The organism is Mycobacterium toneyamaense (assembly GCF_055384815.1).
In genome coordinates, this window is record NZ_AP040333.1 from 2,279,053 (window position 1) to 2,304,868 (window position 25,816).

A 25,816-nucleotide genomic window follows, 5' to 3' on the forward strand; every position below is an offset into this window, starting at 1 on the left:
GAGTTCGTCTTGCACTGGGCGGTGCCGATTTGCGCCACCTGCTGCTTCCGAGGGTACGACGAACCGGACGTCCGGAATGCTGGACACACTCGTCTGACTGGCGTGTCCGGCGCGCGGGGTCATTTCGTCGAATCTGGGTCGTCATCTGGTTTCTTGATTTCGTGCAGGTGGGTGATGCCGCCTTGGTTGATGCAGTACTCGGCAAGCTCGTACACCTGGCGGTGGAAGGCGTCGTCGGCGACCGCGGCGTTCATCGTGAGCTGCACCCTGGTGAACGTCCCGAGTGGGGTGGAATTCCCATCGTAGGTTTGGTCAGAGTTATCGACGGTCAGGATCATGAGGGCACGGGGGCCGGTCCACTCGATGCCGACGGAGACTTCGTACTCGGAGTGACCTTGGGTTTGGGCGATAGCGCGAATCAACGCCGTGAAGTCTGCGACTGCCGCCTCGATGGTGCGTGCGGCGACTTCATGGCCCTCGAACTGTGATGAGGGGCCGGTGGGGTATGCGCCAATGGCCGCCGCCAGGGCCGCAGAACCGTCGTGGTGCACACTTGCCCACGCCTGTTTCCAGTACCAGCTCTTGTGCATCGACGAGGGTGGCGCGGTCCACCGTTTGAGCCCTGGGCGTGGGTTGTGCAGTTCGAGGTTTTCCAGGGGGTGCGTCGCCCGGCGCTGGGAGTAGCTGAGCGCGATGTTGCCGGCTATCTCGAAGATCTTTCGAGCGTCGTCGTGGGATGGTCGGGTGAGGACACCGGGAACGCGGGGATGCGCTACTGCGATCAGCCATGCGCGTTGGTCGGTGTCTCGTCCCGCCGCTGTCTCCACGTACAGCGAGTCGAGCGCTTCGGTGGACCTTCGTCGCTCATCGAAGCGGGCGCGGTAGGCCGCCTCGATCTCGCGTTCCTTCATCCACTCGGTGTCGGCGTTGTTGCGGCGTGGGGCGCCGAAGTAGTCGTTGCGGTAGATCAGGTGTGGGCCGTCGACACTGGCCGGGACGATCACCGCCGCCGCCCGCGGGTTGGTGCCGAGGTGGTGCACCTGCAGCCCAAACACTGGCGGCGTGATCGCCGTGACCGCGACTTTGCGATAGGTCCGCTCATGGTTCTCGGTGAACTCACCGGTGTCTTTTCGCTCGGTCGCGGCCTTCTGCTCCTCCTCGATGCCGTACACGATCATGCCGCCGCCGCTGTTGGCCATCGCGGCGATGTCCTTGGGCACATCGGTTTGAGAGAGATTGCTGGCGGGCGGCAGTTCCGACTTCCAGTCCAGGTCGTCGGTTTCGACTACGCCGGTGGCCACAGCCTCATCGAGCATCGCATCAGTAAGAGGACCGGGCGGCAGCCCCAGCGCACGGTGTAGCGCGGTGAAAGTCATGAGAAACAACCTAGGCAAACGCCGCCGTCGGGGCGCTTCGTCTGCGCGTTACGAGCCGACCCGGGCGGGCATCGAGCTAGGGTACCCGCGGGATCCGGCGCGACGACGTCTCCGGCTTATTACCATCGGGGGATGGTCGACGCGGTGGTGTGGTGTCAATTGCACGCCTTGGCCGCCGACCAGTTCGGTCTATTCACTGCAGCTCAGGCCCGCCAGAGAGGGGTGGCTCGCTACGAGCTCACTCGACGGATCGCTGCCGGTGACCTGTTCCGGGCTCACCACGGTGTGTATGGGTTCAGCGAGGATTCCGCTGATATGTTCGCTTTCGAGGATTGGGCGGCGCAGTGGTTGGCGCTGCGCCCCAGTACGGACGTCGAGTTGCGTCGCACCGAGCCAGATTGCATCGTGAGCCACGACAGCGCTGCGGTGATCCGCGAACTGGGGGCCGTCGTCGCGCGGGGACTGTTTCTGACCGCGCCGCGGCGCATCAACACGCGGTCGGCACGGGTGCACACCTACCGCCGCGACATCGGTGACGCCGGAGCGGATTGGGACATCGTCGAGGGCCTACCCGTGGCGATGCCCGGGCGGATCATCGCCGACCTGGCTCGCGATCACCTCGACGGAGCCCATCAGGGCACCGTCATCGCCGATGTCCTGGAGGCGGGTCTGATGACGCTCGACGACGTGGGTGCACGACTGGATCCGTACGTCCATCAGTGGGACGAGGCAGATGGAGTGTCGTTGGCGCACCGGTTCTTGGTGGCGGCGGGGCGGCCGGCGCGACTGCGGGCGTAGTGCTCATCCTGTGGGCCACCGAGCCCACAGCTCAGCGGTGGTGGTCGTGCACGTGTTGATGCGCCGAGTGGCGTAGTTCCCCGCCGGCTGGCACCGCGTGTGCGGTCGATCCACACTGCTGCATCGTCGCTACTCGACGGCACTGGCGAAGAGGAGGCGAAGCGCTTCCACCCGCTGCCACGTTTGACGCGGTGAAGGCCGTGGACGTGACGTGGGTTCTCCCTCCACGGTGACCTCCCCCCGTGCCTTGGTTCATCGCAAAGAGGCCAAGCCGCCGAGCCGCAACATTGCAAAACACCAGACGGCGAAAGCCTGCCCGGTTAGCGCCGCTGATCGGATTGCGGCGACAGCCCTTCCTGGCCAGGATCACCGGCGTCAAGAGTGGACGGCGCACATCACGACCTTTACGTGCGTTTCCCACCTCGCGGGTCATCCAGTCAGGACGATTGTCGACCATCTGCCAGCGGATTCACGACTCGGCGTCATCGTACGGATATCGCTTTGAATACCGTCCATTTTTCTCACAAGCAGACAAATCGATTCACAGCTTTAGGCGCAGAATGGTTGAGTCGCAATGACTATTGGATCGCATAATCGAGCGACCATGCGCCGCAGGCGCAATTAGTGTGTTAATAATAATCGATTTCTAGCAAACTCGCTCCACGCACGTTGTCAACGCTGGCAAGTCACGATCTGCAGATATCAGCAACCGACAGTGTCGATCATGTTGGCGCCAGAGCCGCTTTTCACGTCGAAATACGGCTTTTAAAAGCCCTTTTGAGAGGCCCGCAGTCGTCTACCGGGTTCGCACGGGCGGCGTACGGGGCGCGCGACATGTCACCCCCTGCAGTACACACTGTTGCAGCAGTCCAACATTGCAGCTAACCTCGATCAGGCATCATTGATTTAGGCGTTGATGCCATTACTGTCCGCGAAAGGGGCGTGGTGAATGTCGGATTTCGTCCTCGAACGAATGCCTCCGTCGAGTGGTTTCGCGCTGGCGATTGGCCCAGCCACCGAGTATTTCGTGGCGCAGCTTCATGGGCTACTCCGTCGCTGTCCCCGCAAGGGGAAAACTGCGCTTACCGTAGGGGGCAAGAATGGCAAACGCCTACACGAAATGCTGACCGCGCGAGCCAAGGCCACGGGAAAGTCGATGAACGGCAAGTCGCTGTCCCAGTGCTACAGGTATGTGAACGGCGTGAAGAGCCCGAGCCTTGAGGTGCTCGTCGACATCGCCGAACTGTTCGCAGTGTCGCCCCACTACTTCCTTCTGCCGGACGGGGACGGCAACGACTCCTCCTACGACTCCAATGAGGGAGCCAGGCAATGACGTCGTGGACGCGCCTGTGATCCCGAGCGCCGCCGTACCCGACGACGGGTATCGAATTGAACTAGGAGGCAGGGGATTACACGGAGCCCGATGGTCCAGGGGTATGTCACTCGACCCCGGTAGCGAACAATATCGCGAAGTGCTGGAAGCGCTGCTTCTCCGGATCCCCTCACATGCGGACCGATGGATCGCCTGCGCGCCGGGGTGGTTCCCCCTCATCGCAGAGTTGCACGATCACCTGCTCGATCTGGACCCCAACTACGTCGTGCTTCAGGTCAAGGAGAGGTTCGCCGCGCTGCGGTATCGCGGCGGCACGTCGAGCAATGATCCCCTTGTTCAGGAACGATTTTCGGCTCTCATCGAGGTCGCCGAACGACTTTCGAAGACGATGTGCGAGCTGTGCGGCCATCTCGCTCGGCTGTCGGTGTGTGACGACCACGACGGTCCGAGATACAAAACGATTTGCAGGGCCTGCGCCATGGAGCTCGCTGCAGCGGGTGGAAGCTTCTATCAACCCCATCCGCCACGGTCGATGCGAGGCCCGCTGTGGTGAACGCCCTGCGCCCCAGCCGATGTTGTCACCTCGACGTCGACGCGGCGTGGGCCATCCACCTCGACGGCAAGCGCCCGGATCTGCTCAGGAGCTACGCGCCTAGGCGTCGCGCAGCAGTTCGACCACCGGCACGTCCAACGCATCCGCGATGTCGAAGAGCCGCTCGTAGAGCAGGCCCCGGCGGCCGTACTCCATCGCTATGAGAAGCGTACGGTCCACACCGCTCTTCTCGGCTAACGACTCCTGGGTCAGCCCACGTTCGGTCCGCACCCTCCGGATCGCTTCCCCGACCGATCGGCGGCGTCGCTCCCACTGCTCGACGCGGCGCGGATCGTTTTCTCTAGGTCGGGTGGGCACCTACACAAGAAGCAGCCATGAGCGGGCGAAAGTCTGTAGCACTAGTTCAACATTGGCCCTATTGGTAGCGGGGAGATGACATGACCACAGGCCAGCTTCCACTGTCACAACAGGTACGGACCCTGCCCATCCGGGTCGCGCCGCTACCCGGGGAGGCCATGGACTCGTGGCTCGAAACCCTTGCCGCGCGATCCCACACGACCTGGGGTGACCTGCTCATTGCGGTCGGGTTGAAGGGGCCAGGACATGGCCGCTCACTGCTGCGCTACCCCGTTATCGACTCGACGTCCAGCGCGATCGTCTCCATCGCCACGGCCACCGGGGTCCCCGCTCAGGCGATCAAGGCGATGGCGTTGGACGCCGTGGTGCCGGAGGTGGCACACCCGGGTCGCGTGATTCCGGGACGAGGAAAAACCCGAGAACCACTGCGAGCAGCGCCAACGGAATGAGTGCCCAGAACACGCTGCTCCACGAGAAGTGTTCGAGCAGAAGGCCTCCCGTGACCGGGCCGGCGGCGACACCGACGCCGACCACCGCGCCCCAGCCGCCCAGTGCCGCGGCGCGTTGGCGTCGGTCAGAGAAGGTGTTGGTGATGATCGACAGGGTGGTGGGGAAGATCAGCGCGGCGAAAACTCCCATGCCGAACCGCGCCGCGACGAGGGACCCGGTGCTGGTGGCCAGTGCGCCCATCCCGCTGGTGACGGCGAATCCGAGCAGACCGATCAGCAGCGCCGGCCGGCGACCGTAGCGGTCCGACAAGCTGCCTGCTGCCAAGACGAGGGCCGCGAAGGTCAGGGTGTAGCCGTCGACGACCCATTGCAGGCCGCGGGTATCGGCGTGCAGTTGGGTCGCGATGCTGGGCAAGGCGACGTTGACGATCGTCACGTCGAGATTGATGGCCAGGACTGCTACGTAGACGGCAGTCAGAATGCCCGCCTTGCGGCGCGGGTCGTTTTGTCGGTCTGGGATTGTCATGGCAACCTCCGCTCGGTAGTTGATATAATCAGGTGCACTTTAAAAAATCAAGTGAGTGATGATGAGTAAAGATTACGGCCAGTACTGCGGACTCGCCAGGGCGTTGGACGTGGTGGGTGACAGGTGGAACCTGCTGATCGTCCGTCAGCTCCTGATCGGGCCGGCGCGCTTCGGTGAGCTACGTGAGGGGCTGCCGGGGATCGCGACGAACCTGCTGACCGACCGGCTCCGCGATCTCGAATCCGCTGGTGTGGTGGCACGGCGCCTGTCGGACGGGGCCAACGCGATCACCTACGCCCTCACCGACTGGGGCGCCCAACTTCGCGAGCCGATCTACGCCATGATCCGCTGGTCGACGCCGCTGATGATCCGAGGTCCGGAAGGCGACAGCTTCCGCGCCGACGGGCTTCTCCTGGCGCTTCCGGCGCTGTTCGCCGGGCGCGTCCCCGGCGACTCGTCGACCGTGGTGGGAATCGTGGCGGACGGCGTCACCGTCCAACTGAGCGCGGCCGAGGCCGGCATCGACGTGGGCTGGCCCGACGGGCGCAAGCTCGACGCCGTGCTGACGGCCGAGGCGCAGATCGTTCTCGGGCTCGCGGCAGGCTTGCTCGCCCTTGACGACGTCGCCCCGCTCGTCGACATCACCGGCGACCTCGCGGCGTTGCGCGTCTTCTTCGACGCGCCCACGTCCGCCGTCGACGTCGCGAAGTGATCGCGGGACGTCAGCGCCGCTGGACCAACAGCGTCTGCGCTGACGTCCCGAAGAAGCCCTGTTCGTCGAACAGCTCGGCCGTCGTCGAGCCGAGGCCGTCGGGGCCGATCGAGCCGCGGGCCCGGAGACAGAACTCCGGGCCGACGGGGGCGCGGTGCAGGTGCACCGTGGTGTCGGTGTTCATGAACATGAATTCGTTCGGATCCAGCGCCGCGCCAACGCCATTCGCGGAATCGACGACCATCGCCAGCTGCTGCAGGTCAGTCGTCTTCTCGTCATCGACCAGCGATATCAGCGGCCGCATCCACACCACCGACGCGTTGGCGTCGTCGGGCTGCGGCACCCAGGTGACGGTCTCCAGATAGCCGGGCCGGCCCTGCCAGTGATGCCGGAAACCGGTGTCGGGCACCCGGGGCATCGGCGGGTACCGATCCAGGACCGCGTCGCGCGTATCGGTCACCGCAAGAAGCCACGCCGACATCCGCGCCACCGCACGTTCGGAACCGTCGCGCTGCGCGGCCGTCATCTCCGCGGTCATCATGCAGATGCGCGAGCCCGGCCGCGACACCCAGGCCCGAACCGCAACGGGCGCAACGGGAATGGCGCCGAGGATGTCGAGGGTCAGCCGGCCCACCTGCATGCCGCTGCCGGCAGCCAGTTCTTCGATGGACTTGGTCAGCAGTGCCAGCGGCGGTGACCCGTGCTGGATGCTCTCGTCCCAGTTGCTGCCGGTGCCTTCGGTCGATTCGAAGCGCTGCAGATCGCCGTCGGCGTCCAGCCGACGGTAGTAACAGTCGATCATGCGGCCCCGAAGTTCTCGGGCCAGCCGGGGTACGGCGGGGGAGTGCCGCCGAAGGCGGGGCACAGATCCTGGTGCGTGCACCACGAACACAGCTTGGACGGGTTGGGCCGGAAATCACCGGTCTCGCCCGACTTCTGGATGGCGTGCCAGATGGCCATCAGGGTCTTCTCGAACCTTTCCAACTCGGCCAGATCAGGGCTGTAGTCCAGCACCTGACTGTCGGCGAGGTACAGCAGCCGCAGCCGCGCGGGTACCACGCCCCGCAGCCGGAGCAGCGCCACCGCGTAGAACTTCATCTGGAACATGGCCTTGAACTCGGCCAGTGCCCGCGCTTCCGGAGGGGCCTTCCCGGTCTTGTAGTCGACCACGCGGAGCTCGCCGGTCGGCGCGACGTCGATCCGGTCGACGAAACCGCGCAGCAGGGTGCCGTCGGACAACTCGACCTCGACGCGTTGTTCGCAGCTCTGCGGATCGAAGCGTGTCGGATCCTCGAGCCGGTAGTAACCCGACAGCAGGGCCCGCGCTTCCTTCAGCAGCGTCTCCCGCAGCTCGGGCGCGATCTCCTCGGCCAACTCGGGCTTCTCTGCCACCACGGCGTCCCACGCTGGCGTCACCAGGGACAACGCGGTCTCCGGCACGCGGTCGGTGGCAGGCAGCGCGTACAGCTGCTCCAACGCGGCGTGCACCACCGAGCCGCGCAACTGCGCGGTCGACGGCGGCTCCGGCAGCCGGTCGATGGCCCGGAACCGGTACAGCAGCGGGCACTGTTTGAAGTCACCGGCCCGCGACGGCGACAGCGCCGGCCGCCGGGTGGGCGCAGTGGGGGTGGTCATGCCAGCAGCTTAAGTGGGGGCAACGACAAAGTTGCCGAACCCCGGCCGTCCGCCCGGGCGGGTCGGCTGGCAGGCTGGCCCGGTGAGAATCACCGGACCCTTCACCGTCGGCGACCGCGTCCAACTGACCGACGCCAAAGGCCGGCACTACACGATGGTGCTGGCGACAGGTGGGGAATTTCACACCCATCGCGGCATCATCGCCCACGATTCGGTGATCGACCAGCCCGAGGGCAGCGTCGTGAAATCCACCAACGGTGACCCGTTCCTGGTGCTGCGCCCGCTGCTGATCGACTACGTCCTCTCGATGCCGCGCGGTGCGCAGGTCATCTACCCGAAGGACGCCGCGCAGATCGTGCACGAGGGCGACATCTTCCCGGGCGCAAGGGTTTTGGAGGCCGGCGCCGGCTCCGGCGCGTTGACGTGTTCGCTGCTGCGGGCCGTCGGCCCGGGCGGTTCGGTGACGTCCTACGAAGTGCGCGACGACCATGCCGTGCACGCGGTGCGCAACGTCGAGACCTTCTTCGGCGAGCGGCCGGAGAACTGGAATCTGGTCATCGCCGATCTCAACGACTACGACGGCGGCGAGGTCGACCGCGTCGTGCTCGACATGCTCGCGCCGTGGGACGTGCTGGAGACGGTGTCGAAGGCACTGGTGCCGGGCGGCGTCCTGATCGTCTACGTCGCCACCGTCACGCAGCTGTCGAAGACGGTCGAGGCGCTGCGCGAGCAGCAGTGCTGGACCGAGCCGCGGTCGTGGGAGTCGCTGCAGCGCGGCTGGGACGTCGTCGGACTCGCGGTGCGCCCGCAGCATTCGATGCGGGGCCACACCGCGTTCCTGATCAGCGCGCGCCGCCTCGCGCCGGGCGCGGTGACGCCGCAGCCGCTGCGGCGCAAGCGCAACATCTAGTCGTCGCTGCTGACGAGGCCGCGCCGCACGGACAGCAGTTCGATTTCCGGGCGGCCCGCGACCTGACGTTCGGCGGCATCGAGCACCTCGACGACGTGATGGCGGTCAGCCGCCACGACCGACACCCCGATGGCCGCCCGGCGGTGCAGATCCTGATTTCCGCTCTCGGCTGCGGACACGTAGAACTTGCGCTGCAGTTCGGCGACGATCGGCCGGATCACCGAGCGCTTCTCTTTCAGTGAGTGCACATCGCCCAGCAAGAGGTCGAATTCCAGCCACCCGACCCACATTCGACAGCTCAGCGACCAGGCGTCGGTGCCGCGCCCGACGCGCCCGGTCCGCCGGGTTGACCCAGCTTGAGCAGCAGGTTGGCGGTTTGCCGGTTCAGCTGCCAGGCGTCCCGGATGGGGCTGAATTCCATGGGGAACGTGAACGTGTTGTCCGGCGCGGCGACCGAACTGATGGTGATCGTGGCGATGATGTCGCCCGGCTGCCCGGCCGACCACAGCAGGTCGGTCGCCGTGACGTTCATCGGGTTGAAGCCGTTGTCGCGAAGCGCCCTGGTGAAGTTGTCGAGCCCGGCCTGGTCCTCGGCGGTGCCGTATTGGATCAGCCCGATCTTTTGTGCCGACGGCACCGCGGGGTCCGCGATCTTGTACAGCACCGCGGTGATCGCGTCGGGTGACGGCAGCGGCGCTGCCTCGGGCGCCTTGGCGTCGGTGGTCAGCAGTGAACGGGGCATCGGGTCGGCCGGCGGCTCGACGTGTTCACTGCACCCGGCCAACCCGATCGCCGCCACGACGACGGCGATCAGGGTTCCTCGGGTCGGATTCACCGGGCTGGTCCTGGCGCCTACTTCACCGAGGACAGCAGGGCCATGGCCGACCCCTTGGACAGTTGCCAGCCGGTGGGGCTGGGGCCGGCGACGAAGGTCAGCGGCTGGGCTGCGGTGGCGCCGGTGGCCGCGGTGGCGGTGACGTTGGCCGTCGCGGTGCCGTCTCCGAGGTCATCGATGTCGGCAACGGCGAAGCTCATGGGGAACACGCCCTGCTTCACGGCGTTGCTGTAGGCCCGGTCGGCGGTGATGGCCTCGAGCCGCCCCACGCCGCCCTGGATGTAGCTGCCCTTGGACCCGGCGAAGCTCCCGGCGGCCGTCAGCCCGTTGAGCGTCGAGACCAGCGACGACTGCAGGCCCGGCGCGGGCGCCTGCGGCAGCGGGACCTGGCGGACGACCGGCGCGACCGCGGTCGACGTGCCGGTGGTCGGGATGGCCGTCTGCGAAGCCACGGTCGTACCGACTGCTGCGGCGCCGACGAGGGCGGTGGCTGCGATGCCGGTGACGAGGGATTTGACGATCACTGCGGTCCTTTCGATGAGCCCGACTCGGGTATGAGGTTAACAGCGCGGTCAGAGGGACACCCGTGTGTCGCAATTCCTTCGACGCCCACGATCGGCAGATCGCCGGTAGCGTTGAGGTATCCGCCGCACCAACTTCCGGTGTGGGAAAGGAGCAGCAAGATGTCTGAAATGGATCGCCCGGACGCCTTCGGCAGCCCGGGCACATCTCGTCAGAACCCCATGTCCAGCACCGATGCCGCCGAGTTGGCGCGGCTTCGCAGCGAGACGGCGGCGCTGCGAGAGCAGCTCACGAACGCGGCCGCGACGCATCGCGGACCGCGTGACGTGCAGCAACTCGAAGCCCGCATCGATTCGCTGACGACCCGCAACGGCAAGTTGATGGACACGCTCAAAGAGGCGCGGCAGCAGTTGCTGGCGCTCCGTGAGGAAGTCGATCGGCTGGGGCAGCCGCCCAGCGGGTACGGCGTCCTGCTGCTCACCCACGACGACGACACCGTCGACGTCTTCACCTCCGGCCGCAAGATGCGGCTGTCGGTGTCGCCGAACATCGAGGTGTCCGAACTCAAGCAGGGCCAGACCGTCCGCCTCAACGAGGCGCTGACAGTGGTCGAGGCCGGCTCGTTCGAGTCGGTCGGCGAGATCAGCACGCTGCGCGAAATCCTGAACGACGGGAAGCGTGCCCTCGTCGTCGGCCATGCCGACGAGGAGCGCATCGTCTGGCTCGCCGAGCCGCTGGTCGCGCTCGAATTCCTCGACCCCGAGGTCGCCGAGGTGCTCGAGGGCGTCGACGACCTGGCCGACGAGCGGGCGCGCAAGCTCCGCCCGGGCGACTCGCTGCTGGTCGACAGCAAGGCCGGGTACGCCTTCGAGCGCATCCCCAAGGCCGAGGTCGAGGACCTGGTCCTCGAAGAGGTGCCCGACGTCGCCTACAGCGACATCGGTGGCCTGACGCGGCAGATCGAGTTGATCCGCGACGCCGTCGAGCTGCCGTTCCTGCACAAGGACCTGTACCGGGAGTACGCGCTGCGGCCGCCGAAGGGCGTGCTGCTGTACGGCCCTCCGGGTTGCGGCAAGACGCTCATCGCAAAGGCCGTCGCCAACTCGCTGGCGAAGAAGATGGCCGAGCTGCGCGGCGACGACGCCCGGGAAGCGAAGAGTTACTTCCTGAACATCAAGGGTCCCGAGCTGCTCAACAAGTTCGTCGGCGAGACCGAGCGGCACATCCGCCTGATCTTCCAGCGGGCTCGCGAGAAGGCCTCCGAGGGCACCCCGGTGATCGTGTTCTTCGACGAGATGGACTCGATCTTCCGTACCCGTGGCACCGGCGTCAGCTCCGACGTCGAAACCACCGTGGTGCCACAGCTTCTCAGTGAGATCGACGGTGTCGAAGGCCTGGAGAACGTCATCGTCATCGGCGCCTCCAACCGCGAGGACATGATCGACCCGGCCATCCTGCGGCCCGGCCGCCTGGACGTGAAGATCAAGATCGAGCGGCCGGACGCCGAAGCGGCGCAGGACATCTTCTCGAAGTACCTCACCGAGGAACTGCCGGTGCACGCCGACGACCTCGCCGAGTTCAACGGCGATCGCGCGCTGACCATCAAGGCCATGATCGAGAAGATCGTGGACCGGATGTACGCCGAGATCGACGACAACCGCTTCCTCGAGGTCACCTACGCCAACGGCGACAAGGAGGTCATGTACTTCAAGGACTTCAACTCCGGTGCCATGATCCAGAACGTCGTGGACCGGGCCAAGAAGTACGCCATCAAGTCGGTGCTGGAAACCGGGCAGCGCGGTCTGCGGGTGCAGCATCTGCTGGACTCCATCGTCGACGAGTTCGCCGAGAACGAGGACCTGCCCAACACCACCAATCCCGATGACTGGGCACGGATTTCGGGCAAGAAGGGCGAGCGGATCGTCTACATCCGCACGCTGGTCACCGGCAAGAGTTCGTCGGCCAGCCGGGCCATCGATACCGAGAGCAACCTGGGGCAGTACCTGTAACAGGACAGCAGGTGTGGGGGCCGTGCGCGCAATACTCCGGAATTGCGCACACGGCCTCACGCATGTCTGAGGTCGGCGAGGTAGCGGTCCCGTGCGTCGAGCCGGCGGCGCAGGCTGTCGACCTGTGGGTCGACGAACTCGGCGCGGTACTCGGCATCGGTCGTGGTGCGCGCCGTGATGTACATGAAGGTCAGGGCGCCCAGGAAGAGCGTCGTCTGGATCAGTGACTCCGGAATGGGCAGTGTCATGCCGAAGATGGTGCCGTCGGGCGAGCCGTTGTTGCGCGTCCATTCCGCCAGCAGCTTCGGGCTGATGAGGATCAGGCCGAGCACCAGGAAGATGAAGGCCGTCACCAGCGCGACGATCAGCAGTTGCAGCACCTGCGACATGGCCAGGACGAACACGACGTTGACACGTTCGATGCGCGACAACGGGATTCGGTGCGCGGGCGCGGGCAGGTGCACGAACGGGGTGTCGGCCAGTACCGCGTCCTGGGCCTCGGGGGCGTCAGGCGCCGACGCCGTCAGGATCGGCCGGACCCGGTCGATGGTGGTCGCGATGACGAATGCCACGGCGATGAGCGACAGAAAGCCCAGCGCGGACCACAGCCGGGCCCGGCTGATGATGGCTGCCATCAGCCAGACGTAGGTGTTGAAGAACACCAGCACCGTCAACAGCATGATCGGTAGGGCGCGCACGAAGAGGCTGCCCACGAGTGTCAGGTTGTGCGCCGTGGTGTCCAGGGCCCAGCCCAGGATCGAGCCGATTCCGGTCGCGGTACAGATCAGGATGACGGCGACGATCACCCCGACGTAGATCAGATTGCCGCCGACTTTCGGACCGGGACCACCCAGCACCGCGCCGACGGCGCACACGGCCACCGACACCACGGCCACGCCGGCACGATTGCGCCACGACGCGATGCGCGACACCAGCCAGCCCGCCAGCGCGGCCACCGGCGCCACCAGCAGGAGCAATGCCAGGACGAACCATTCGGTCCGGGTGGGCTGGCCCTCGATGTTGATGGTGTGTTTTCCGGTGACGGCGGTGACGAGGATCGAGTTGGCCATGAACACCGCGAACGCGGCCAGCGCCGGGGCCGAGCGTTGCCACAGCCGTCGCACCAGCGCCCCTGGACGCAGCACCGCGGGCAGCCCGCGCCGCAGAAACCAGGTCTCGGCGGCGACCCGGTCTGCCGGTGATGTGGTCATGCGGCTAATCGTCGCGTATCGACAGCCGTCTAGTCTTGGCGGCATGCAACGGATCATCGGAACTGAGGTCGAATACGGCATTTCGTCGCCGTCTGATCCGACCGCGAACCCGATCCTCACGTCCACCCAGGCGGTGCTGGCGTACGCGGCCGCGAGCGGCATCCAGCGGGCCAAGCGCACGCGGTGGGACTACGAGGTCGAGTCCCCGCTGCGCGACGCGCGTGGCTTCGACCTGAGCCGCTCCACGGGCCCGGCCCCGATCGTCGACGCCGACGAGATCGGCGCGGCCAACATGATCCTCACCAACGGCGCCCGCCTGTACGTCGACCACGCCCACCCGGAGTACTCCGCTCCCGAGGTCACCGACCCGATGGACGCGGTCATCTGGGACAAGGCCGGCGAACGCGTCATGGAGGCCGCGGCCCGCTATGTCGCCAGCGTCCCGGGCGCGGCCAGGCTGCAGCTGTACAAGAACAACGTCGACGGCAAGGGCGCGTCGTACGGCACGCACGAGAACTATCTGATGAGCCGGCAGACGCCGTTCAACTCGGTGATCGCCGGGCTGACGCCGTTCTTCGTGTCGCGTCAGGTCGTGACGGGTTCCGGCCGGGTCGGCATCGGGCAGTCGGGGGATGAGCCGGGATTCCAGCTGACGCAGCGTGCCGACTACATCGAGGTCGAGGTCGGACTCGAGACGACGCTCAAGCGCGGCATCATCAACACCCGCGACGAGCCGCACGCCGACGCCGACAAGTACCGCCGGCTGCACGTCATCATCGGTGACGCCAACCTGGCCGAGACCTCGACGTACCTCAAGGTGGGCACCACGTCGCTGGTGCTCGACCTCATCGAGTTCGGGCCGGCCGAGGGCATCGACCTGTCCGACCTGGCGCTGGCGCGTCCGGTGCACGCGGTGCACGTCATCAGCCGGGACCCGTCGCTGCGCGCGACCGTGGCCCTGGCCGACGGCCGCGAGCTGACGGCCCTTGCCTTGCAACGCATCTACCTGGACCGGGTGGCCAAGCTGCAGGAGCGGCGCGACCCCGATCCGCGCGCCGACCACGTCCTCGAGACCTGGGCGCACGTGCTGGACCTGCTGGAGCGTGATCCGATGGAATGCGCCGACCTCCTCGACTGGCCGGCCAAGCTGCGCTTGCTGGAGGGCTTCCGCCAGCGGGAGAACCTGAGCTGGAACGCCCCGCGCCTGCACCTGGTGGACCTGCAGTACTCCGATGTGCGGCTGGACAAGGGTCTGTACAACCGCCTGGTGGCGCGCGGCTCGATGAAGCGTCTGGTCACCGAGCAGCAGGTGCTGGACGCGGTGGAGAACCCGCCCACCGACACCCGGGCCTACTTCCGTGGCGAGTGCCTGCGCCGGTTCGGTGCGGACATCGCCGCGGCCAGCTGGGACTCGGTGATTTTCGACCTCGGCGGCGAGTCGCTGGTGCGGATTCCGACGCTGGAACCGCTGCGCGGAAGCAAGGCCCACGTCGGTGCGTTGCTCGATTCAGTGGACAGCGCGGTCGAGTTGGTGGAGCAGCTCACGACGTAAACGCTTGTGTTCCCGGGGAACCCGGGCGCGGACCGGTAGTGTGAAGTCAGAGAATCGAGCAATCAGGAGGCGGCGATGGCTCAGGAACAGACCAAGCGCGGTGGCGGCGGCGGCGAGGACGACGACCTCTCCGGCCCGTCTGCCGCAGGTCAGGAACGTCGCGAGAAGCTCGCCGAGGACACTGACGATCTGCTCGACGAGATCGATGACGTGCTGGAAGAGAACGCTGAGGACTTCGTGCGCGCGTACGTCCAAAAGGGCGGCCAGTGACGCCAGCGTTCGGGCCTTTCTCTGATCGACTGGATGTCACCTCACCCCACCTGAACCTGTCCTCGTTTTCGGACTTTCTCAGCCGGCAGGCGCCCCACCTGCTGCCGGTGGGGGACCTGACGGGCACTTCAGCGGGTGACGTTCGATCCGGTGCCGACCTGCCCCACGGCACGACGATCGTCGCGATCAAGTACCCCGGTGGTGTGCTGATCGCGGGCGACCGGCGCGCCACGCAGGGCAACATGATCGCCAGCCGTGACGTGCAGAAGGTGCACATCGCCGACGACTACACCGCGACCGGCATTGCCGGCACCGCGGCCATCGCGGTCGAGTTCGCGCGGCTGTACGCCGTCGAACTGGAGCACTACGAGAAGCTCGAAGGCGTGCCGCTGACGTTCCGCGGCAAGGTCAACCGGCTGGCCATCATGGTGCGCGGCAATCTCGGCGCGGCCCTGCAGGGCTTCGTCGCGCTGCCGCTGCTGGTGGGCTACGACCTGGACGACTCCGACCCGGGCAATGCGGGCCGCATCGTCTCGTTCGACGCCGCCGGCGGCTGGAACATCGAGGAAGAGGGCTACCAGTCGGTGGGCTCGGGCTCGCTGTTCGCCAAGTCGTCGATCAAGAAGCTGTATTCGCATGTGACCGAAGCCGATTCGGCGCTGAAGGTCGCCATCGAGTCGCTCTACGACGCTGCCGACGACGATTCGGCCACCGGCGGACCGGATCTGACACGTGGCATCTATCCGACCGCGGTACTGATCGGTGCCGAGGGCGCCGAAGAGGTCACCGAGGAGCGTATCGCCGCGCTGGCCCGGGAAGTCATCGCCAACCGGACCCGCGCGAGAGGTAATGCCTGATGAGCTTTCCGTATTTCATCTCGCCCGAACAGGCGATGCGGGAACGTTCCGAGCTTGCGCGCAAAGGCATTTCGCGGGGTCGCAGCGTGGTTGTCCTGGCTTACGACGGGGGCGTGCTGTTCGTGGCGGAGAACCCGTCGCGCTCGCTCCAGAAGGTCAGCGAGCTGTATGACCGCGTCGGTTTCGCGGCGGTCGGCCGGTTCAACGAGTTCGACAACCTGCGTCGCGGCGGCATCCAGTTCGCCGACACCCGTGGCTACGCCTACGACCGGCGCGACGTCACCGGCCGCCAGTTGGCCAACGTCTACGCCCAGACCCTCGGCACGATCTTCACCGAGCAGGCCAAGCCCTACGAGGTCGAGCTGTGTGTCGCCGAGGTCGCGCATCACGGCGAGACGAAAGCTCCTGAGCTGTACCGGATCACCTACGACGGGTCGATCGCCGACGAGCCGCATTTCGTCGTCATGGGTGGTACGACCGAGCCGATCATCGCTGCGCTGGGCGACTCCTACCAGGAGAACGCGAGCCTGGCCGACGCGGTGAAGATCGCCGTCGACGCGCTGCACGCCGGGGCCGGCGATCGCGTGCTGGGGGCAGCGACGCTCGAGGTCGCGATCCTCGACGCCAAGAAGCCGCGCCGCGCGTTCCGCCGGATCACCGGTGCGGCGCTGGATGCGGTTCTGCCGAAGACCGAGGCGGAAGCTGAGGACGGGGACAAGGCCACCGACGGCGAGAGCAAGCCCGAGGGCGACGCGGCCGAGTAATCACTCGGCCGACGGGACCGCCGCCAGTCCGCGGAGTAGCACTCTGACGCCGAATTCGAAGGCGTCATCGGCGCGTTCGGGTTTGGTGGTGCCGGTGGCCAGTGCGGCCGCGAATTCCGGTGCGACATCGGCGCCGGCCTGCCACGGTTCGTCGGGCGCGGCGACATCGAGCGCCGAGCCCAGCACGAACGAGTCGATCAGGGTGATGGCCCGCAACGTGTCCGCGGGATCGAACCCGGCCCGGTCGAACGCGACGGCCAGCACGTTGTACATGGTGAGGGCGTGGTCGCTGTTCACCGCGTGCGAGGTCAGTAGGGGAATGAGCCGCGGGTAGCGGGCATAGCTCTGGCGGTAGGACCGCATGATGTCGGCGACGACGTCGGTCCACGGCCGCTGCGGGTCGTCGGCCGGCAGCGCGACGTCGGACATGGCCCGCTCGCGCAGGAGTTCGACGATCTGTTCCCGTCCGGCGACGTGGTTGTACAGCGATGACGGGCTGACCTTGAGGGCCCGGGCCAGTTCAGGCACGGTGAAGCCGCCGGTCTTGTTGACCAAATCCATTGCTGCACCGGCGATGCGATCCGTGGATAGCAGCGGTTTGGAGGGGCGGCCCATGGAATCTTTCTACTACCTCTTTACAAGCACGGGTAAGTGGGGCCACAATAAAACGAATTCAATTCGTTTTAGGAGTCCCGCTGATGATCACCCTGACCGCAACCGCGCCCGAGTCGCTGTCCCGCAGCACCGAGTCGACGCGACCCCCGGTACGGGTCGGTCTGGTGCAGCACCGCTGGCGTCCCGATGCCGATGAGCTCGCCAAGGTGCTGCGTGACGGCATCGACCGCGCGGCCGGAGAGGGCGCCGCGCTGGTCTGCCTGCCGGAGATCACCCTGCTGCGGTATCCCGCCGACACCCCGGCCGGCCCGAACCCGGGGGATACCGCCGAAGATCTCCTCGACGGACCGACGTTCGCACTCGCCGCCGAGGCGGCCCGCGCCAACGGCATCTTCGTGCACGCGTCGCTTTACGAAAAGTCGCCGGCGGCAGACGGTTTGGGCTTCAACACGGCGATCCTGGTCTCCCCGTCGGGCGAGCTCGCCGGCCGGACCCGCAAGATGCACATCCCGATCTCGGCGGGCTACTACGAGGACACCTACTTCCGGGCCGGTCCTGCCGAGGGCAACCCCTACCCGGTCTGCGAACCGGAGGGCCTCGGCGCCAAGCTCGGAATGCCGACGTGCTGGGACGAATGGTTCCCCGAGGTGGCCCGCAACTACTCGCTCGGCGGCGCCGAGATCGTCGTCTACCCGACGGCCATCGGGTCCGAGCCGGTCTTCCCGGCGTTCGACACGCAGCCGCTGTGGCAGCAGGTCATCGTCGCCAACGGCATCAACAGCGGCCTGTTCATGGTGGTGCCCAACCGAATTGGCGCCGAGGGCACCGTGACGTTCTACGGCTCGTCGTTCATCTCCGACCCCTATGGCCGGGTGCTGGTGCAGGCGCCGCGCGACGAGGAGGCGGTGCTGGTCGCCGATCTGGACCTCGACCAGCGCCGCGATTGGCTGGAGCTGTTCCCGTTCCTGCTGACCCGCCGGCCCGAGAGCTACGGCGCGCTGACCGCACCGGTTGACGCGCAGCGTCCGTACGGCGCCGGTCACGAGGCCACCGCGGTGGTGAAATGACGAACTACGTGATGCCTGCGGAGAGCGCACCACAGGACCGGGTGTGGATGGCGTTCCCATCGGAAGGATATTCGTTGGGGGACAACGCAACCGAACACCACGAGGCGCGCTCGACATGGGCCGCCGTCGCCCACGCGGTGCTGGAGTTCGAGCCGGTGACCGTCGTGGTGGACCCCGCGGAAACGGCTGCCGCGCGGCGGTATCTGTCCGCCGAGGTCGACATCGTCGAGGCACCGCTGAACGACGCCTGGATGCGCGACATCGGCCCGACCTTCGTGCATGCCGCCGACGGTTCGGTGGCCGCGGTGGACTGGGTGTTCAACGGCTGGGGTGGCCAGGACTGGGCGCGCTGGGATCGCGACGCGAAAATCGCTGCGGCGGTGGCGGATTGGGCCGGGGTTCCGATGGTCAGCTCGCACCTGGTCAATGAGGGAGGCGGCATCCAGGTCGACGGGCAGGGCACGGTGCTGGTCACCGAGACCGTTCAGCTCGACCCCGGCCGCAATCCCGGCGCCACCAAGGCCGACATCGAGGACGAGCTGGCCCGCACCATCGGCGCCTCGCACGCCGTGTGGTTGCCGCGCGGCCTGACCCGCGATTCGGAGCGCTTCGGCACCCGCGGGCACGTCGACATCGTCGCGGCCATCACGTCACCGGGGCGCCTGCTGCTGCATGCGCAGCGCTCCGATGTGCATCCGGACCACCTGGTGTGCAAGGAGATTCGCGAAGCGCTCGCCGACACCTGCGACGCCGCGGGCCGGCCGTGGGACATCGTCGAACTCCCGGCGCCGGATCTGCTGACCGACGCCGAGGGCTACGTCGACTACAGCTACATCAACCACCTGGTGGTCAACTGCGGCGTCATCGCATGTGCGTTCGGTGATCCGCGCGACGCCGACGCGGCCGCGATCCTGGCCGAGCAGTACCCCGGCCGGCGCGTGGTCAGCGTCGACGCCCGGCCGCTGTTCGAGCGCGGCGGTGGCATCCACTGCATCACGCAGCACCAGCCGTCGGCGCAGTGATCTGATCTCAGCCATTTGGCTGATGCCCCAGCTGCCCGGGTGGTGCTTTATTGAAGTCATCGCCCCATGGACGCCGCTGATGTTCGGGAGGTCGCGACGGCTCCTCGGCCGCGACCCGCAGTGCCCGACAACTGACTTCAAAGGCGGCTTCTCATGAAATATCTGGTGCAATGGCATGCCATCGATCCGGCTCGGATGCGGGCGACGGCCGAACACTTCCTGCAGACGGGTGCGAAACCGCCCGACGGAGCGACCCAACTCGGCAGGTGGTTCGGCCTCAACGGCAGCGGCTGCTCGGTGATCGAGGCTGCTGACGCCAAGCCGGTGTTCGAGCTCATCTCCGAATGGCAGGAGTATCTCCAGATCGAAGCCACCCCGGTACTCGAAGACGACGAGTTCGGCGCGATCGTCGCCAAGCTGTACAGCTAGCGGCGGTGTCACGGCGACCGACGGTCCCGGGTTTGGTCAGTGCCCTGCTGGGTAGCATCCGGGATATGGCCATCAAACTCGAGAACGTCGGCATCGCCGTGCGCGATCTCGACGCGACCATCGCGTTCTTCACCGACCTCGGGCTCACGGTGGTGGGCCGTGCCACGGTCAGCGGCGAATGGACCGAGACCGCCGTGGGTCTCGACGGCAACCACGCCAATATCGCGATGCTCGAGACGCCCGACGGTCACGGCCGCATCGAGCTGTTCGAGTACATCCATCCCGAGGCGAACGAGTCGGAACCCACCCGCCCCAACGACATTGGGATGCACCGCGTCGCATTCTCGGTAGACGACATCGACGCGGCCCTCGAGATCGCCGCCCGCCACGGGTGTCATCCACTCCGTGGCGTGGCGACCTACGAGGACATCTACAAGCTGACGTACGTTCGTGGCCCCAGCGGCATCATCGTGATGTTCGCCGAAGAGCTCAAGAAGAGCTGACGGCCATCAATCGGCTGACCGCCGCGCTCACCCGGTCGCGGTTGCCCGCGCCGTTGCGCACCACCCACGACGTCAGGTGTTCGAGCAGCTCCCGGATCTCCAGCAGCTCCTGAATGCGCCCGCTCTCATCGGTCTTACCGGTCAGCACCTCGGACCACAGGGTGTCGAGATCGAGGATGTCGCGCACCGTCGCATACGCCATCGCGACATCGGCCGTACTCACCGACAGCCGTTCCTGCATGCGGTAGATGGTGCCGGGACCGACCCGGTTGATCAGCTCGCCGGCGACCGACGTGGCGATGATCTCGCGGCGCAGCGGGTGCTTCGCGATCTCGGCCCGGGCGTGCTCGGCGATGCCGGCCGGGAAGTACTGCGTCAGGCGGTCGACGAACATCTCGTGATCCGGCACGTCGGAGGCCAACAGCTCCTGCGACACCAGATTCTTGGATTGTGCCAGCAGCACGGCGATTTCGGGACGGGTGAGCCCGAGTCCGACGAGACGGCGGCGGTCCAGTTCCTGCTTCGACGGCAGTCCTTCGACATCGGGGTCGACACCGGCCACGTCCTGCAGGTTGCCGATCAGCCGGACGTGCCGCTCCAACAGCGTGCCGGCCTCCGCGGCCGCCATGCTGATTGCGAGAATCTGGTCGGCGTTGTCGGCCAGCACCCGCGCGGCGACGTCGTCGGTGGCGTCGGCGAGCAGTGTATTGCGTTGTGCGGTGGCCATATTGCCGGAGTCCAGCGCGATCTTGAGGTTGACCTCGAGGTCGGAGGTGGCGACCCCGGCGGCGTTGTCGATGAAGTCGGCGTTGACTCGGCCGCCCTTCAGCGCGAACGCGATGCGGGCCTGCTGCGTCAGGCCGAGGTTGCCGCCCTCGCCGATCACCTTGCAGCGCAACTGCGATGCGGTGACGCGGACCCGGTCGTTCGCCTTGTCCTGGGCGTCGGCATCGGTCTCGTCGTCGGCGCGGACGTAGGTGCCGACGCCGCCGTTCCACAGCAGATCGACCGGTGCCCGCAGCACCGCGCTGATCAGCTCGTCGGGGGTGCATTCGGAGGCGTGGAAGCCGAGGCTTGTCCTGGCCTGCTCCGACAGCCGTATCGACTTTGCGGTGCGCGGCCACACGCCACCGCCGGCGGAGATCAGTGCCGGGTCGTAGTCCTGCCAGCTGGACCGGGGGAGCCGGAAGAGACACTCGCGCTCGACGTACGAGGTCTCGGGGTCCGGATTCGGGTCGAGGAAGATGTGCCGGTGGTCGAATGCCGCGACCAGTTTGATGTTGCGGGACAACAGCATTCCGTTGCCGAATACGTCGCCCGACATGTCGCCGATGCCGGCGACCGTGAACGGTTCGACATCGATGTCATGGCCGGCTTCGGCGAAGTGCCGCCGCACCGACAGCCACGCGCCGCGGGCGGTGATGCCCATGGCCTTGTGGTCGTATCCGGCCGATCCGCCCGACGCGAAGGCGTCGCCCAGCCAGAAGTCGTATTCGGCGGCAATCGAATTGGCGAGGTCGGAGAAGGTGGCCGTGCCCTTGTCGGCGGCCACCACGAGGTAGGCGTCATCGCCGTCGGGGCACACCGTGCGGTCGGGGTGACGGACGGTGCCGTCGACGATGTTGTCGGTGACATCGAGCAGGCCGCGGATGAAGGTGCGGTAGCCCGCTGCAGGATCAACGGAAGTGGGATCGGCCGCAGTCGACCGCAAGACGAAGGCGCCCTTGGCACCGGTCGGCACGATCGGGGCGTTCTTCACGGCCTGCGTCTTCATCAGCCCCAGTACCTCGGTGCGGAAGTCCTCGGCGCGGTTGGACCAGCGCAGCCCGCCGCGGGCGATGGCACCGCTGCGCAGGTGCACGCCTTCCACGGTGTCGGAGTGCACGAAGATCTCGCGGTAGGGCACGACGGGTCCGGTGATCGACAGCCGCGACGAGTCGATCTTGAACGACACGTAATCCTTGGGCTGGCCATCGGCGCCGACCTGGAACCAGTTGGTGCGCAGCGTCGCAGTGACGAAGGCGTGCAGCGCTCGGCGGATCCGGTCGTCGTCGAGTGAGGTGGCGGCTTCCACCAGACCGGCGACATCGCGATCCGCCTGCTCGATGTCGGCGTCGGTGTCCGGGTTGAACCGGGCATCGAACAGGGCCAGCAGCGCGTTCACGAAATCGGGTGCGGCGACGAGGGATTCGATGATGTAGTCCTCGGAGAATCCGAGCCCCGTCTGGCGGAGGAATCGGCACGCGGCGCGGATCAGCACCGCACGGCGCCAATCGATCCCCGCCGCGGTGATGAGCATCGCGTACCGGTCGACGTTCCAGCGGCCCGCGATGGCGGCCTCGCAGGCCTGCGCGACCAGGTCACGTGTCGCGCCGGAGAGCGAGAGGTCGCCGAACTCGTAGCAGTGCCCGGCGTCGTCGGAATGGTGGTAGGACGCGACGCGCAGGCCGAAGGACTCGAACATCGCGCAGACGTCGGCCAGCAGCGGGGGCTGGCCGGGCCACTGGATTTGGGCGTGGTTGTTCAGCCCGTCGGCGTCGAAAGACACCCGGGCAGCGTTGTTCTGCATGGGGAGGACTACTCCGGTCTATTTACTTGGATGTCTGTTTTGGAGGGGAGTGGGAAAGTTGTTGCCGCGCAACTACTGAAGGGCGATGTACTTGGTCTCGAGGTATTCCTCGATGCCCTCGCTGCCGGCTTCGCGACCGATGCCGGACTCCTTGATGCCGCCGAACGGTGCGGCCACGTCGGAGATGACGCCGCGGTTGACGCCGACCATTCCGGCCTCGATCGCTTCGGCGACGCGCAGCGCCCGGTCCAGGCCCTGCGTGTAGACGTAGGCGGCCAGGCCGTATTCGGTGTCGTTGGCGGCATCGATGCCGGCCTGCTCGCCGTCGAATCCGATGATCGCGGCGACCGGCCCGAAGATCTCCTCGCGCAGGAGGCGGGCGTCGCTCGACACGTCGGCGAGCACCGTCGGCGGGTAGAAGAAGCCTTCGCCTTCAACCGGTTTGCCGCCGGTGGCCACCGTGGCGCCCTTGTTGACGGCATCCTGCACCAGCTCGTCGACCGTCGCGCGCTGCTTGGCGGTGATCAGCGGTCCGACCTGGCTGCCGGCCTGGTCACCCGGACCGGTGGCCAGTGCCGCCATGCGGGCGGCGAGCTTCTCGGTGAACTCGGCGCGCACGGCGTTGTCGACGTGGATGCGGTTGGCGGCGGTACAGGCCTCACCCATGTTGCGCATCTTGGCGGCCATCGCGCCATCGACTGCAGCGTCCAGATCGGCGTCGTCGAACACCACGAACGGGGCGTTGCCGCCGAGTTCCATCGAGGTGCGCAGCACCCGATCCGTGGACTGCGCCAACAGCTTTCGGCCGACACCGGTGGAGCCGGTGAAGGTCAGCTTGCGCAGGCGCGCGTCGGCCAGGAGCGGGCCGGTCAGGCCGGCGGCATCCGTGGTCGGCAGGATCGACAGCACGCCGGCGGGCAGGCCGGCGTCGGCGAACACCTGGCCCAGCAGCAGCATGGTCAGCGGGGTTTCGGCCGCGGGTTTGACGATCATGGTGCAACCCGCAGCCAGCGCCGGGCCGATCTTGCGGGTGCCCATGGCCAGCGGGAAGTTCCACGGCGTGATCGCCAGGGTCGGTCCGACGGGCTGCTTGGTCACGAGGATGCGGCCGGTGCCGGTGGGGGACTGCGTGTAGCGGCCGTTGATCCGGACCGCTTCTTCGGCGAACCAGCGCAGGAACTCGCCGCCGTAGTTGACCTCGCCCTGGCTCTCGGCCAAGGGCTTGCCCATCTCGAGGGTCATGGTCAGGGCGAAGTCGTCGCGGCGCTCCATGACCAGTTCCCAAGCGCGCCGCAGGATTTCGGCGCGTTCGCGGGCCGGGGTGGCGGCCCACGACGCCTGGGCGGCGACCGCGTCGTCGAGGGCGCGGGCACCGTCGGCGGGCGAGGCGTCGGCGACCTCGATGAGCACGGCGTCCGTGGCCGGGTCGTGCACGGCGAAGCGGGCTCCGGTGGACGCCGGTACCTGCAGGCCGCCGAGCCACAGCTCGGTGGGCATGGACTCCAGCAGCGTGGTGCGGTCGATCATCGAGCTGCCGCCATTTCGCGCACGATGTCGGCCAGGACCGCGATGCCCTCGTCGAGCAGCTCGTCGCTGATGACCAGCGGCGGGAGCAGGCGGATGATGTTTCCGTACGAGCCGCAGGTCAGAAGGATGACGCCGCGCTTGAAGGCCTCTGCCGCAATGGCTTTCGTGAGAACCGGATCCGGCTCATTGGTACCCGGTTTGACGATCTCGATGGCCAGCATGGCGCCGCGGCCGCGGACGTCACCGATCACTCCGGTGTCGGTCAGGGCCTGCAGCTTGGGCACGACCGCGGTTTCGATGGCGCGGGCGCGGGCGGGCAGGTCCATCTCGGCCATGGCGTCGAGCGTGGCGAGCGCCGCGGCACAGGCGACAGGGTTACCGCCGTAGGTGCCACCCAGGCCGCCGGGGTGCACGGCGTCGAGCAGGTCTGCCCGGCCGGTGATGGCGGCCAGCGGCATGCCGCCGGCGATGCCCTTGGCCATGGTGATGATGTCGGGGACGATGAGGTCGTGCTCGGAGGCGAACCACGATCCGGTACGGGCGAAGCCCGTCTGCACCTCGTCGGCGATGAACACGACGCCGTTGGCCTTGCACCAATCGACAAGGGTGGCAAGGAATCCCGGCGCGGGCACGATGAAACCGCCCTCGCCCTGCACGGGCTCGATGATCACCGCGGCGAGCGACGCGGCGCCGATCTGGGTCTCGATGCGGCTGATGGCGGCCTTGGCGGCGGCCTCGCCGGTCAGCCCGTCACGGTACGGGTACGACGCCGGCATGCGGTAGATCTCCGGCGCGAACGGACCGAACTGCGTCTTGTACGGCATGGCCTTGGCGGTCAGGGCCATCGTCATGTTGGTGCGGCCGTGGTAGGCGTGGTCGAAGGCGACGACGGCCTGCCGGCCCGTGGCCAACCGCGCGACCTTGACCGCGTTCTCGACGGCCTCGGAGCCCGAGTTGAAGAATGCGGTGCGCTTCTCGTGATCGCCGGGGGTCATGGCGTTGAGCCGCTCGGCGAGTTCCACGTAGCCCTCGTACGGCGTGATCATGAAACAGGTGTGGGTGAACCGCGAAGCCTGCTGAGCCACGGCAGCGGCGACACCCGGGTGCGATGCGCCGACGCTGGTGACGGCGATACCCGAACCCAGGTCGATGAGTGAGTTGCCGTCGATGTCGACGATGACGCCGCCGTCCGCGTCCGCGGCGTAGACCGGTGCCGACGAGCTGACGCCACCCGCCACCGCGGCCTGGCGGCGCGCCGACATCTCGGCCGATCGCGGACCGGGCAGCGCGGTGACGATGTTGCGCTTCTGCGCCAGTCGATAGGTGATGTCGGTCATCGGTTGCTCCTGGTGATCGAACGGCTTGTGTACTGCTGATTCTCTGCGGTTGTGGCGCGGATAACTATGTCCACTTTG

General features: G+C 67.0%; 28 protein-coding genes. 15 read left to right on the forward strand and 13 right to left on the reverse strand.

All coding sequences use genetic code 11. From position 1 onward, the window contains the following. Nucleotides 1–119: 119 nt before the first annotated feature. On the reverse strand, nt 120–1,376 hold the full coding sequence (locus ACZ5IQ_RS11030) for an AlbA family DNA-binding domain-containing protein (RefSeq protein WP_464481257.1): 1,257 nt from the start codon (nt 1,374–1,376) through the stop codon (nt 120–122). 132 nt (nt 1,377–1,508) lie between these two features. Between ACZ5IQ_RS11030 and ACZ5IQ_RS11035 the strand changes: the two genes are divergently transcribed. From ACZ5IQ_RS11035 to ACZ5IQ_RS11045, 3 genes are all read left to right on the forward strand, one after another. Beyond that, nucleotides 1,509–2,174, forward strand: coding sequence for a type IV toxin-antitoxin system AbiEi family antitoxin domain-containing protein (locus ACZ5IQ_RS11035; protein ID WP_057963624.1), 666 nt, complete (start codon nt 1,509–1,511; stop codon nt 2,172–2,174). Nucleotides 2,175–3,123: 949 nt separating this feature from the next. Then, complete coding sequence (locus tag ACZ5IQ_RS11040; protein WP_057963623.1) at nt 3,124–3,507, forward strand: helix-turn-helix domain-containing protein; 384 nt, start codon at nt 3,124–3,126, stop codon at nt 3,505–3,507. 103 nt (nt 3,508–3,610) lie between these two features. Then, the gene (locus tag ACZ5IQ_RS11045) at nt 3,611–4,060 is read left to right on the forward strand and encodes a hypothetical protein (RefSeq protein ID WP_464481258.1); all 450 of its coding nucleotides are present in this window, start codon (nt 3,611–3,613) and stop codon (nt 4,058–4,060) included. Between the two features lie 99 nt (nt 4,061–4,159). On the opposite strand, the gene ACZ5IQ_RS11050 is transcribed toward ACZ5IQ_RS11045, so the two are convergent. Then, the gene (locus ACZ5IQ_RS11050) at nt 4,160–4,417 is read right to left on the reverse strand and encodes a helix-turn-helix domain-containing protein (protein ID WP_464481259.1); all 258 of its coding nucleotides are present in this window, start codon (nt 4,415–4,417) and stop codon (nt 4,160–4,162) included. 158 nt (nt 4,418–4,575) lie between these two features. On the opposite strand from ACZ5IQ_RS11050, the gene ACZ5IQ_RS11055 reads away from it, so the two are divergent. Beyond that, on the forward strand, nt 4,576–4,866 hold the full coding sequence (locus tag ACZ5IQ_RS11055; RefSeq protein WP_464481458.1) for a hypothetical protein: 291 nt from the start codon (nt 4,576–4,578) through the stop codon (nt 4,864–4,866). Here the strand turns inward: ACZ5IQ_RS11055 and ACZ5IQ_RS11060 are convergent. Next, nucleotides 4,757–5,392, reverse strand: a complete 636-nt coding sequence (locus ACZ5IQ_RS11060) for an MFS transporter (protein WP_464481260.1) — start codon at nt 5,390–5,392, stop codon at nt 4,757–4,759. The two genes, ACZ5IQ_RS11055 and ACZ5IQ_RS11060, sit on opposite strands and share 110 nt — an antisense overlap. A gap of 61 nt (nt 5,393–5,453) precedes the next feature. Between ACZ5IQ_RS11060 and ACZ5IQ_RS11065 the strand changes: the two genes are divergently transcribed. Further along, nucleotides 5,454–6,104, forward strand: coding sequence for a winged helix-turn-helix transcriptional regulator (locus tag ACZ5IQ_RS11065; RefSeq protein ID WP_464481261.1), 651 nt, complete (start codon nt 5,454–5,456; stop codon nt 6,102–6,104). A 10-nt stretch (nt 6,105–6,114) separates the two neighbouring features. Here the strand turns inward: ACZ5IQ_RS11065 and ACZ5IQ_RS11070 are convergent, their stop codons facing one another. Together ACZ5IQ_RS11070 and ACZ5IQ_RS11075 are read right to left on the reverse strand one after the other, a co-directional pair. Continuing rightward, a complete protein-coding gene (locus ACZ5IQ_RS11070; protein WP_293021198.1) occupies nt 6,115–6,906 on the reverse strand; it encodes a thioesterase family protein in 792 nt (263 codons plus the stop codon). Continuing rightward, entirely contained in the window at nt 6,903–7,739 is an 837-nt protein-coding gene (locus ACZ5IQ_RS11075; protein WP_061001621.1) for a RecB family exonuclease, read from the reverse strand. Before ACZ5IQ_RS11075 ends, ACZ5IQ_RS11070 begins: the two co-directional genes overlap by 4 nt. Nucleotides 7,740–7,821: 82 nt before the next feature. Between ACZ5IQ_RS11075 and ACZ5IQ_RS11080 the strand changes: the two genes are divergently transcribed. Beyond that, complete coding sequence (locus ACZ5IQ_RS11080; RefSeq protein WP_053856389.1) at nt 7,822–8,649, forward strand: tRNA (adenine-N1)-methyltransferase; 828 nt, start codon at nt 7,822–7,824, stop codon at nt 8,647–8,649. On the opposite strand, the gene ACZ5IQ_RS11085 is transcribed toward ACZ5IQ_RS11080, so the two are convergent. Genes ACZ5IQ_RS11085 through ACZ5IQ_RS11095 form a run of 3 tightly spaced genes read right to left on the reverse strand, consistent with a single transcriptional unit; the run spans nt 8,646 to nt 10,008 of the window. After that, on the reverse strand, nt 8,646–8,939 hold the full coding sequence (locus tag ACZ5IQ_RS11085; RefSeq protein WP_464481262.1) for a DUF503 domain-containing protein: 294 nt from the start codon (nt 8,937–8,939) through the stop codon (nt 8,646–8,648). The genes ACZ5IQ_RS11080 and ACZ5IQ_RS11085 overlap by 4 nt on opposite strands. A gap of 8 nt (nt 8,940–8,947) precedes the next feature. Next, nucleotides 8,948–9,484 (reverse strand): lipoprotein LppK, encoded by a 537-nt coding sequence (gene lppK, locus ACZ5IQ_RS11090; RefSeq protein WP_464481263.1) that lies wholly within the window; start codon nt 9,482–9,484, stop codon nt 8,948–8,950. Nucleotides 9,485–9,501: 17 nt separating this feature from the next. Beyond that, the gene (locus tag ACZ5IQ_RS11095; protein WP_061001618.1) at nt 9,502–10,008 is read right to left on the reverse strand and encodes an MTB12 family secreted protein; all 507 of its coding nucleotides are present in this window, start codon (nt 10,006–10,008) and stop codon (nt 9,502–9,504) included. 168 nt (nt 10,009–10,176) lie between these two features. Here ACZ5IQ_RS11095 and arc point away from each other — a divergent pair, with 168 nt between their 5' ends. Then, nucleotides 10,177–12,015, forward strand: coding sequence for a proteasome ATPase (gene arc, locus ACZ5IQ_RS11100; RefSeq protein WP_464481459.1), 1,839 nt, complete (start codon nt 10,177–10,179; stop codon nt 12,013–12,015). Nucleotides 12,016–12,071: 56 nt separating this feature from the next. On the opposite strand, the gene ACZ5IQ_RS11105 is transcribed toward arc, so the two are convergent. After that, nucleotides 12,072–13,226, reverse strand: a complete 1,155-nt coding sequence (locus tag ACZ5IQ_RS11105; RefSeq protein ID WP_464481264.1) for a hypothetical protein — start codon at nt 13,224–13,226, stop codon at nt 12,072–12,074. A 43-nt stretch (nt 13,227–13,269) separates the two neighbouring features. Between ACZ5IQ_RS11105 and dop the strand changes: the two genes are divergently transcribed. The 4 genes from dop (at nt 13,270) to prcA (ending at nt 16,669) form a co-directional block, all read left to right on the forward strand. Continuing rightward, nucleotides 13,270–14,778, forward strand: coding sequence for a depupylase/deamidase Dop (gene dop / locus ACZ5IQ_RS11110; protein WP_406775942.1), 1,509 nt, complete (start codon nt 13,270–13,272; stop codon nt 14,776–14,778). 75 nt (nt 14,779–14,853) lie between these two features. Next, nucleotides 14,854–15,048 (forward strand): ubiquitin-like protein Pup, encoded by a 195-nt coding sequence (locus ACZ5IQ_RS11115; RefSeq protein ID WP_064986355.1) that lies wholly within the window; start codon nt 14,854–14,856, stop codon nt 15,046–15,048. Further along, nucleotides 15,045–15,905, forward strand: a complete 861-nt coding sequence (prcB, locus tag ACZ5IQ_RS11120) for a proteasome subunit beta (RefSeq protein WP_464481265.1) — start codon at nt 15,045–15,047, stop codon at nt 15,903–15,905. Before ACZ5IQ_RS11115 ends, prcB begins: the two co-directional genes overlap by 4 nt. Beyond that, nucleotides 15,905–16,669, forward strand: coding sequence for a proteasome subunit alpha (gene prcA / locus ACZ5IQ_RS11125; protein ID WP_406804474.1), 765 nt, complete (start codon nt 15,905–15,907; stop codon nt 16,667–16,669). The genes prcB and prcA overlap by 1 nt, the downstream gene beginning before the upstream one ends. On the opposite strand, the gene ACZ5IQ_RS11130 is transcribed toward prcA, so the two are convergent. Beyond that, entirely contained in the window at nt 16,670–17,284 is a 615-nt protein-coding gene (locus ACZ5IQ_RS11130; RefSeq protein ID WP_464481266.1) for a TetR/AcrR family transcriptional regulator C-terminal domain-containing protein, read from the reverse strand. A gap of 83 nt (nt 17,285–17,367) precedes the next feature. Here ACZ5IQ_RS11130 and ACZ5IQ_RS11135 point away from each other — a divergent pair, with 83 nt between their 5' ends. From ACZ5IQ_RS11135 to ACZ5IQ_RS11150, 4 genes are all read left to right on the forward strand, one after another. After that, nucleotides 17,368–18,351, forward strand: coding sequence for a nitrilase-related carbon-nitrogen hydrolase (locus tag ACZ5IQ_RS11135; protein WP_464481267.1), 984 nt, complete (start codon nt 17,368–17,370; stop codon nt 18,349–18,351). Continuing rightward, complete coding sequence (locus ACZ5IQ_RS11140) at nt 18,348–19,373, forward strand: agmatine deiminase family protein (RefSeq protein ID WP_464481268.1); 1,026 nt, start codon at nt 18,348–18,350, stop codon at nt 19,371–19,373. The genes ACZ5IQ_RS11135 and ACZ5IQ_RS11140 overlap by 4 nt, the downstream gene beginning before the upstream one ends. A gap of 153 nt (nt 19,374–19,526) precedes the next feature. Next, entirely contained in the window at nt 19,527–19,802 is a 276-nt protein-coding gene (locus tag ACZ5IQ_RS11145; protein WP_212811987.1) for a DUF3303 domain-containing protein, read from the forward strand. Between the two features lie 65 nt (nt 19,803–19,867). Continuing rightward, on the forward strand, nt 19,868–20,305 hold the full coding sequence (locus tag ACZ5IQ_RS11150; RefSeq protein WP_020100695.1) for a VOC family protein: 438 nt from the start codon (nt 19,868–19,870) through the stop codon (nt 20,303–20,305). Here the strand turns inward: ACZ5IQ_RS11150 and ACZ5IQ_RS11155 are convergent. From ACZ5IQ_RS11155 to gabT, 3 genes are all read right to left on the reverse strand, one after another. Next, complete coding sequence (locus ACZ5IQ_RS11155) at nt 20,292–22,874, reverse strand: NAD-glutamate dehydrogenase domain-containing protein (RefSeq protein WP_212811986.1); 2,583 nt, start codon at nt 22,872–22,874, stop codon at nt 20,292–20,294. The two genes, ACZ5IQ_RS11150 and ACZ5IQ_RS11155, sit on opposite strands and share 14 nt — an antisense overlap. Before the next feature lie 72 nt (nt 22,875–22,946). After that, nucleotides 22,947–24,401 carry an NAD-dependent succinate-semialdehyde dehydrogenase gene (locus ACZ5IQ_RS11160; protein WP_464481269.1) on the reverse strand — a complete coding sequence of 485 codons (1,455 nt, stop codon included), beginning with the start codon at nt 24,399–24,401 and terminating at the stop codon, nt 22,947–22,949. Beyond that, nucleotides 24,398–25,738, reverse strand: a complete 1,341-nt coding sequence (gabT, locus tag ACZ5IQ_RS11165; protein ID WP_133427818.1) for a 4-aminobutyrate--2-oxoglutarate transaminase — start codon at nt 25,736–25,738, stop codon at nt 24,398–24,400. The genes ACZ5IQ_RS11160 and gabT overlap by 4 nt, the downstream gene beginning before the upstream one ends. Nucleotides 25,739–25,816 lie beyond the last annotated feature (78 nt).

What these genes read in the sequence shown, in the direction of transcription:
- ACZ5IQ_RS11030 (WP_464481257.1), bottom strand. Translation starts at nt 1,376, where the DNA reads ATGACTTTCACCGCGCTACACCGTGCGCTGGGGCTGCCGCCCGGTCCT.
- ACZ5IQ_RS11035 (WP_057963624.1), top strand. Translation starts at nt 1,509, where the DNA reads ATGGTCGACGCGGTGGTGTGGTGTCAATTGCACGCCTTGGCCGCCGAC.
- ACZ5IQ_RS11040 (WP_057963623.1), top strand. Translation starts at nt 3,124, where the DNA reads ATGTCGGATTTCGTCCTCGAACGAATGCCTCCGTCGAGTGGTTTCGCG.
- ACZ5IQ_RS11045 (WP_464481258.1), top strand. Translation starts at nt 3,611, where the DNA reads ATGTCACTCGACCCCGGTAGCGAACAATATCGCGAAGTGCTGGAAGCG.
- ACZ5IQ_RS11055 (WP_464481458.1), top strand. Translation starts at nt 4,576, where the DNA reads ATGGACTCGTGGCTCGAAACCCTTGCCGCGCGATCCCACACGACCTGG.
- ACZ5IQ_RS11060 (WP_464481260.1), bottom strand. Translation starts at nt 5,392, where the DNA reads ATGACAATCCCAGACCGACAAAACGACCCGCGCCGCAAGGCGGGCATT.
- ACZ5IQ_RS11065 (WP_464481261.1), top strand. Translation starts at nt 5,454, where the DNA reads ATGAGTAAAGATTACGGCCAGTACTGCGGACTCGCCAGGGCGTTGGAC.
- ACZ5IQ_RS11070 (WP_293021198.1), bottom strand. Translation starts at nt 6,906, where the DNA reads ATGATCGACTGTTACTACCGTCGGCTGGACGCCGACGGCGATCTGCAG.
- ACZ5IQ_RS11075 (WP_061001621.1), bottom strand. Translation starts at nt 7,739, where the DNA reads ATGACCACCCCCACTGCGCCCACCCGGCGGCCGGCGCTGTCGCCGTCG.
- ACZ5IQ_RS11085 (WP_464481262.1), bottom strand. Translation starts at nt 8,939, where the DNA reads ATGTGGGTCGGGTGGCTGGAATTCGACCTCTTGCTGGGCGATGTGCAC.
- arc (WP_464481459.1), top strand. Translation starts at nt 10,177, where the DNA reads ATGGATCGCCCGGACGCCTTCGGCAGCCCGGGCACATCTCGTCAGAAC.
- ACZ5IQ_RS11105 (WP_464481264.1), bottom strand. Translation starts at nt 13,226, where the DNA reads ATGACCACATCACCGGCAGACCGGGTCGCCGCCGAGACCTGGTTTCTG.
- dop (WP_406775942.1), top strand. Translation starts at nt 13,270, where the DNA reads ATGCAACGGATCATCGGAACTGAGGTCGAATACGGCATTTCGTCGCCG.
- ACZ5IQ_RS11115 (WP_064986355.1), top strand. Translation starts at nt 14,854, where the DNA reads ATGGCTCAGGAACAGACCAAGCGCGGTGGCGGCGGCGGCGAGGACGAC.
- prcA (WP_406804474.1), top strand. Translation starts at nt 15,905, where the DNA reads ATGAGCTTTCCGTATTTCATCTCGCCCGAACAGGCGATGCGGGAACGT.
- ACZ5IQ_RS11130 (WP_464481266.1), bottom strand. Translation starts at nt 17,284, where the DNA reads ATGGGCCGCCCCTCCAAACCGCTGCTATCCACGGATCGCATCGCCGGT.
- ACZ5IQ_RS11135 (WP_464481267.1), top strand. Translation starts at nt 17,368, where the DNA reads ATGATCACCCTGACCGCAACCGCGCCCGAGTCGCTGTCCCGCAGCACC.
- ACZ5IQ_RS11140 (WP_464481268.1), top strand. Translation starts at nt 18,348, where the DNA reads ATGACGAACTACGTGATGCCTGCGGAGAGCGCACCACAGGACCGGGTG.
- ACZ5IQ_RS11145 (WP_212811987.1), top strand. Translation starts at nt 19,527, where the DNA reads ATGAAATATCTGGTGCAATGGCATGCCATCGATCCGGCTCGGATGCGG.
- ACZ5IQ_RS11150 (WP_020100695.1), top strand. Translation starts at nt 19,868, where the DNA reads ATGGCCATCAAACTCGAGAACGTCGGCATCGCCGTGCGCGATCTCGAC.
- ACZ5IQ_RS11155 (WP_212811986.1), bottom strand. Translation starts at nt 22,874, where the DNA reads ATGCAGAACAACGCTGCCCGGGTGTCTTTCGACGCCGACGGGCTGAAC.
- ACZ5IQ_RS11160 (WP_464481269.1), bottom strand. Translation starts at nt 24,401, where the DNA reads ATGATCGACCGCACCACGCTGCTGGAGTCCATGCCCACCGAGCTGTGG.
- gabT (WP_133427818.1), bottom strand. Translation starts at nt 25,738, where the DNA reads ATGACCGACATCACCTATCGACTGGCGCAGAAGCGCAACATCGTCACC.